The sequence below is a fragment of the Pseudomonas sp. LB-090624 genome, from assembly GCF_003205205.1.
Classification (GTDB): domain Bacteria; phylum Pseudomonadota; class Gammaproteobacteria; order Pseudomonadales; family Pseudomonadaceae; genus Aquipseudomonas.
Genome location: NZ_QJRL01000073.1, coordinates 1 through 1,381, shown reverse-complemented (window position 1 = coordinate 1,381; position 1,381 = coordinate 1). Strand labels below are relative to the sequence as shown.

1 protein-coding gene is annotated in these 1,381 nt (G+C 59.3%); it reads right to left on the bottom strand.

Translation table 11 applies throughout. The annotated features are described in order from the left end of the window. Positions 1 to 57 precede the first annotated feature (57 nt). Entirely contained in the window at positions 58 to 1,254 is a 1,197-nt protein-coding gene (locus tag DMX11_RS25770) for an IS256 family transposase (protein ID WP_016391483.1), read from the bottom strand. Positions 1,255 to 1,381 lie beyond the last annotated feature (127 nt).

Sequence of the window (1,381 nt, the reverse complement as noted above, 5' to 3'; positions counted from 1 at the left end):
GATCGTGTCCCGGGAAGTGGTGTAACTCATCATGGCTCTTGCCATTGAGTTCGCCGTTTAGTTGATCACAGCTGACAGCTTGGCTTGTGGATTATCGCTGACCGCTTCGAAGGCCTCCAACTGCATGTAACGTCTTTGCAGGCACCACTCGTCGTTCTGCTCCAGCAGCATCGCGCCTACCAGCCGTGTGATGGCCGGATCGTTGGGGAAAATCCCCACGACATCGGTGCGGCGTTTGATTTCAGCGTTGAGCCGTTCAAGCGGGTTGGTGCTGTGTAACTGCTGCCGGTGCGCCTTGGGAAACGCCATGTGAGCCAGCACTTCATCCTCGCAGCCGTCCATGAGCGTCGCGATCTTCGGGTACTTTTCGCGCAGTTGATCGGCGACCAACCGCCATTGCTGATGGCATTCGGCACGGCTGTCCTGGGCGAAGACCGTGCGCAGCAGCGCCGCTACCATGGTGCGCTGGCCTTTGCCGACGTGGGCCATGGCATTGCGCATGAAATGCACACGGCAGCGCTGCCAAGTCGCGTTGAATACCTTGGAAACAGCCGCCTTGAGCCCTTCGTGGGCGTCGGAGATGACCAGCTTCACGCCCCGCAAGCCACGTCGCATGAGGCTGCGCAGGAAGTCTGTCCAGAACGGCTCAGCCTCTGACGGCCCAACCCGCATGCCCAGGACTTCGCGGCCACCGTCGGTGTTCACGGCCACGGCGATTATTACGGCGACCGAGACGATGCGCCCGGCCTCCCGCACCTTGACGTAGGTGGCATCGATCCAGAGATAGGGCCAGTCACCTTCAAGCGGGCGATCAAGGAAAGCGTGAACGCGCTCATCGATCTCACCAGCTAGCCGTGACACCTGGCTTTTAGAAATACCAGTCATGCCCATGGCCTTCACCAGCTCGTCCACCGAGCGTGTTGAAACGCCTTGGATATAAGCCTCCTGAATCACCGCCGCCATGGCCTTTTCGGCGGTGCGTCGAGGTTCGAGGAAGCCAGGAAAGTAGCTGCCCTGGCGCAGCTTGGGAATCTTCAGGTCGACGTCGCCGGCGCGGGTCTGCCACAAGCGATCACGGTAGCCATTGCGGCTGTTTGTCCGGTCAGGGCTTTTGACATCGAAGCCCGCACCGCACAGGCCTTCGACATCGAATTCCATCATGCGCTGGGCAACGAACTGGATCATTTGCTTGAGCAGATCAGCGTCTGCCCCTTTCTCAACCAACTCGGTCAATGCGATAGTGGGCTTGGTCATCGTGGTTTCTCTGGTGAGTGTTTGGTCTTCGCAAACTCAACGTTAGCCAAGAACCACGATGACCATCCTCTTTCGCCTGCAGGGCGCCTTCGGCTGGTTCAGTTACACCACTTCCCGGGACACGATC